4 protein-coding genes are annotated in these 5,728 nt (G+C 58.3%); all 4 read right to left on the reverse strand.

What is annotated here, in order from left to right:
• On the reverse strand, nt 1–968 hold a 968-nt coding region (locus VNM72_11580), incomplete at its 3' end, for a N(4)-(beta-N-acetylglucosaminyl)-L-asparaginase (protein ID HXF06038.1).
• 100 nt (nt 969–1,068) lie between these two features.
• Entirely contained in the window at nt 1,069–2,973 is a 1,905-nt protein-coding gene (locus tag VNM72_11585) for an AMP-binding protein (GenBank protein HXF06039.1), read from the reverse strand.
• A 127-nt stretch (nt 2,974–3,100) separates the two neighbouring features.
• Entirely contained in the window at nt 3,101–4,486 is a 1,386-nt protein-coding gene (locus VNM72_11590) for a polysaccharide pyruvyl transferase family protein (protein HXF06040.1), read from the reverse strand.
• A gap of 78 nt (nt 4,487–4,564) precedes the next feature.
• On the reverse strand, nt 4,565–5,728 hold a 1,164-nt coding region (locus VNM72_11595), incomplete at its 5' end, for an SDR family oxidoreductase (GenBank protein HXF06041.1).

Genomic DNA, 5,728 nt, shown 5'->3' on the forward strand with positions numbered 1-5,728 from the left:
CGCCGGAGGATGGACCGGTCGTTATCGTAGTTACGGGCAATCCGGCGCAGGGCGTCAAGGCAGGCATCCGTAGGTGACATTCCCCGCCGCATGAGTTCGACGATCGTGTGGGCGCCATTGATCTTGATGCATTCCTCGCCGCGACCTGTCGCGCCGGCGGCACCGACATCGTTGTCCACAAAGAGGCCGCAGCCGATCAATGGAGAGTCTCCAACGCGCCCCGCCATTTTGAAGGCCAACCCGCTGGTGCTTGTTGTACCGGAAATGTCGCCCCGTTCATTGACGGCCAAACAGGTGACGGTTCCCGTGGGGGGATTCGCAATAACCCAGTCCGCCCACACAAGCCATTTTCTTTCCTCCTCGTCGTCTGACCAGTTGCTTTGACCCCTTTGAGCTGAACTCTGCCGCGGTGCGGCCAGACCAGGCCCCCAGGCATCCCGGTCACTCATGGTCTCCTTCCATCGCAACCACACCCGGCGCGATTGCTCCGTGAGCAAATCCTCCTTCTTGAATCCATGGGCCAGAGCAAAGCGCAGGGCTCCTTCTCCCACCAGGAGAAGATGGTCCGTGCGCTCCATCACCATTTTGGCCACCTTGGAGGGATTTTTGATGTAGCGGAGGGCAGCAACGGCGCCCGCTCTTCGGGTCGGGCCATGCATGACGCTGGCATCGAGTTCGACCTCCCCGTCTTCATTGGGCAAGCCGCCATAGCCGACGGTTTGGTCTGCCGGATCATCTTCAATGATGTTGACCCCGGCAATGACAGCATCGAGCGTATCCACTCCCTGGCGGATGAGCTCCATGGCCCTGGCCGTCGCCCGCAATCCATTGGCGCTCGATATGACCACCGGACGCGAACCAGTTCTCTGCCGAGCCTGGCCCAACCACCGGCCCAGGCTCCAGTGAGTTGCCATAAGTGCTCCGAATCCTGTTGTCATCAGCGTTCGACGCGAAATCTTCCCAATCATCAGACCCTCCCCTATTCAGATTTTCAGAAACTTGACCACAGACCGAACCAGTATGCCTTGCATGAATCCCGCCTTGACCGTCGGAGGATGGGGCCCACCGTCATCTGTACATTTGCTCAATCTCCTGACGAAATCGCCGCTCGATCTCCTGGCGCCGCAGCTTGCCGTTGGCCGTCAATAACCCGTTGTCGGGCGTGAAGGGCTCAGGACTGATATGGAAAGCGCGAATTCGTTTGAATGAAGGAAGCTGCCTGTTGACATGCTCCAGAGCGGCAGTTATTTGCTCTGGGGTCCAGTTCCCGGTGATGATCACTCCGAGGTGAGAACGTCCATGACCCACAACCATTGCTTGAACAGTGACCGGAGCGCGAGCGGCTGGCGCGGGGGGGACTCCCTCGTGTGCTATGCGGAGGAGCGTTTGCTCGACCATCTGCTCGATCGGTTCGGGAGCAACGTTATGACCAGAACTGAGCACGATGAGATTTTTCACCCGCCCGATGATCTTCCACTTCCCTTCCCTGTTCACCTCTCCCTGATCGCCGGTGCGGAACCAGCCGTCGGTGAAAGCTTCGGCCGTCGCCTCCGGCCGGTTCCAGTATCCCGCGAAAATGTTGGGACCGCGCACGAGAATCTCATCGCCACTTCCCAACCGCATCTCAATGCCGGGGATTGCGGGTCCGACGAAGCCCGGGAGAAAATCGTCGGGATCATCCATCGTGCAAATGGCTGTAGTTTCCGTCAGTCCGTAGACTTGAAGGACCGGTAGCCCCAGCATCATGAAGAAAAGCTGTGTCTCTTGTTGCAGGGGGGCCGATCCGCAGATCAGAGCCCGGAGCCGGGGCCCTAATTTCTCCCGCACGCGGGGGAAGATCAAGCGCCGCGCCACCATGTAACACAGCCGGTCGTGCCAGGAGGGGGGCCCATACCGAGCCGCCTCCTGCTGGCCGGAATCATTTCGGCTACGATACATCCCGAGCCAGGCCGAAGCGGCCTTGCGATAAAGCGTCCATATCAGGCGCCCGCGTTTGCGCAGCTCGTCTTCAATGCCCGCCTTCATACGCTCCAAAAGGGTGGGGACATTGAGAAAATACTCCGGCTGAGCCAGGGCAAGTTCCTCGGGCAGTTTGCTCAGGTCCGTCGAAAGCGTCAGGACACTGGCCCGCGACAGGCATGTCAGGAGCAAAATCCACGACCCGGCAAAACAGAACGGGAGATAATGAAAGACCTGATCCGCCGGAGGGGCGTCAGCGCGTGCTTCCTCGCCAACCCCCTCGGATTTCGCTTCCCGCGCGAACGCACTTGAACGTCGCCTCATTAACTGATCCAGCCGGGCATTGGTCTGCGGCAGCATGAAATTGAGATTGCCGACGGTGAGGATGACGCCCTTGGGCTCGCCTGACGTTCCCGACGTATAGATGATCGTCACCGGATCATCGTCCGAAAGAGGGATGGGACCATCTCCGAGAAGCGCTACTGGCGGCGCAGGATGTCCAGCCAAGGCACTCGCTGAATCGAAACTGCGCGCAACCGTCCCGAAAATCTCAGCGAACGTGATGATGGGTGGCAGACCCCGCACTCTGTCATGTATGGACGCCGACTCCCCGGTCCCGGATGTTCGCCTCAGGCTTTCGAGAATGGGATTCTCTGGCTCCTTTGATGAAGCAGAGGCTGCTGGAGCTTCGCCGCAGATGAGAGCGGGCTGGCAGTCTCTGATGATTGCTTCCATCCGCGCTGCCGTCTCCCGGACAAACAGCGGAACCGTGATAATCCCTTCGGCCATGAGCGCGAGATTGAGCGCCACATAACGAACACTATTAGGGGCCAGCAGGACAACCCGATCTCCTTTTGTGAGGCCGCGACTCCGAAGAAACACCCGCGCCCGCGCCGTCTCTGCCAGCAACTCATCGGCCGTTGTTGACACGAGACGACCTTCCCGCACTTCCCGAAGAACGGGCTGCGAGCCCCTTTGTTTCAAATGAGTGAAAACTGTTTCCAAGAAGTTCATCGAATCCCCAAACGGACAGTTGCTTCTGGCCGCCCTCCCCGCTGATGAGGCGGGAGCCACAAAAGGTCCCCCCGACAGATGATCCGCTCGCCTCGCTCATTCTCGCGGCGAATTCTTTCCCTTTCCATTACGTGTACCTTTCAGCCAAACGGCGTAAGGGTTGACTGAGTGGTGGCAGATAGTCCTCCCAGGAATAAATGCCGCTGCGCGTCGGGAATTCCGGATAGCACAGCTTAACGTGCTGTTCGAAGTACACTCCCATCCGCGCCATGACCTTTAAATTCTTCGCTACCGTCCGACCAATTCCGTCGGCGATGGCCTCCCTGTCTTTGGCGAGCGTCTCCAGCATCCCGACGAGTTTATCCTCAAGATCGGCATCGTCAACCTCGACGACAAGATGGTCGTGTCCACGCTCGCGCATGAGATTTCGGATTCGCTCATCCATCGTCACTCCCGCTGACGGAACGAGTGCGGGCATACTGGTGACGATGGCATGATACCGAGACGAGATCATCAGCGACCCCTTTCGGAGGATGCTCACAAGCTCGTACATGTTATAGTCCTCCGATGTCAGCACGGGGCGCCCTCCGAGGAGATTGGCCAACCGATGACAGGCCGGTTGATCCAAGCGCTCCATTGCAACGATCAGGGTGAAGGCGGGGAATTTCGCCGTAAAGGCAGTGACAGCCCTTGCCCACGCCTTCAGATAGCGATCAAATGCCTCAATGACATCGGGTCCCCAGCGATGGAAATAAATCGTTCGATACTGGCTCTCCCGGTAAGCACCCATTAAAGAGGCAGCGAGATATTTTACCAAGGACGGCTTGACGGGCCACCAATAGGGATTAATCGGACAGAGGACCAGAACAGGCTCCTTTCCATCCCAGCCGAGTCGGCGTAAGACGGCTTCTCCGTATTCTGGACCATGAGGCTCGAAGGTCCACGCCGTATCCGTTCCTACCTCAGTGGGAACTCCGAGCTGCCCAAGTAGCGCCGCTGACTCCTCATTCCGCGTGATGATCAGCGATTGACTACAGTAGCGTTTGACCATCTTCATGAGCAGCGGATCCATGGCACCCGCTTCAGCTCCGTAGCCGACGGAGATCTTATTCTCGGCCGCAGCAATGCCCAACGCTCCAATCATCATCGTCGTCAGGGCATTGGCGAACTTGCTCTTGAACATGGAGCCCTCGCAGGCCACGACGCCGTGATACCGGGGGACCTCGCGGATCAGAAAGGGGGGAAACACGTCGGGCAATTTGACCTGTCGTGTGCCTTCAAAATATCCCTCACTGAAGGCAAAATTTTGCGTCAGGACGCTCAACTCCACCTTGTCGGGGCCCAGGATATGCCGGATCTGGCGAAGCATCTCCTCCACGCGCACATCAGCACCCGTATTGCGCGTCCCGTTGTAACCCGCGAATAAAAGTTTGAGCTTCTGGCCCGGGCGCCACCGGGAATCGCGAGCGCCAAGAATCCAGCGCAGTTTCGCCAGCTCAATAAGCCCGCTCATCCAGCCTTCTAAGACGAAATCCATCATGGCCAGTGTCGGTCAACGAGACGGCTTTCCCCGGGCACCTCTCCGCCAGTGTCAGTGATGAACCGATACTGTAACTGCCTCGGGCCACTCCCGATAGGGATAGGTGAAATTTCCCTGCTTGGCAAAACGCAGCAGTCCCGCGCAATAGCGAGAGAACGGGACCGGTTTCTTGCCCAGCTCACCGATGACTCGCGAATTGTCAAAAACCGTGTTCCACACCAGATAGGGCAGAAAAACTTTGAGCAATGAGGCCAGATAACCAACTGACGTCCCGCGCCAGCCGGCCAATAAGCCCACCGTGGCCGAAAAAGGCCGCACCAACCAGGGAAGATAGAGAGGCGGCATCTTGCCGAGCGCCGCTGAGAGTGTGTCCGTCAGGCGACGAAACGTCTCCGATTCGACCCCCGACGAGAGGTGATAGGTGTCATAAAGCGGTTTTTCCTTCTGATGCAGATAGGCGATCGCTTCCCCGACATAATCAGCCGGGACAATGTCAATTCGATCATTGGGGCGAAACGGGAGCACGGGTAACCCGGCTAAGAAGACAAAAGCCCGGACCATGTCGAACTGAGTCGTTTCGGGGAAACGGCTGTCACCGAGCACAATACTCGGTCGAAAGATGGTGATTGGGACATCGGGTAACAGCTCCCGCACCATCAACTCGCAGAACTTTTTCGTCCTCGCATAGGGATCGTAATCCGATCGGGACCATTCAACCGCTTCATCTTCGCCGACGGTCTCGTTCTGACGGTGACCGGCAACAGCGACAGTGCTGACGAAACTGAAGCGACGGAGTCCGTGCAGATCGCGGGCCGCTTGAGCGAGCTTGATCACCGCGAGCGTGCCGCGAAGGTTGACGTTGAGGCAGCTTTTCTCCGACCGGCGATTGAGCGTAGCTGCTGCGTGAATGACCGAGTCCGTCGTCTCGCACAACCGCCGATAGTCATGTGGCGACAATCCAAGGTTAGGCTCGGTGATGTCCCCGCAGTAAATGACGACCCGTGTGCGGAGATACTCTAAAAACCTGGGAAAGTCCAGATGAAGCTGCCAGGCCCGCCACAACCGGTGCTCGGCATCCCTAGCGTCTTTCGCCCGAACGAGGAGATTGAGGGATTGCCCATGTCGGTCGAGAAGTTCGGTACCGATGTAAGAGCCCAGATAGCCCGTCGCTCCCGTGAGGAAAACTGCCATCGCCTCACTCACCGCTTCAGTTTC

The organism is Blastocatellia bacterium, from assembly GCA_035573895.1.
In the GTDB taxonomy this organism is placed as follows: domain Bacteria; phylum Acidobacteriota; class Blastocatellia; order HR10; family HR10; genus DATLZR01.

Coding starts and splice junctions, on each gene's coding strand:
- VNM72_11585 (HXF06039.1), bottom strand. CDS start 2,973: ATGAACTTCTTGGAAACAGTTTTCACTCATTTGAAACAAAGGGGCTCG.
- VNM72_11590 (HXF06040.1), bottom strand. CDS start 4,486: ATGAGCGGGCTTATTGAGCTGGCGAAACTGCGCTGGATTCTTGGCGCT.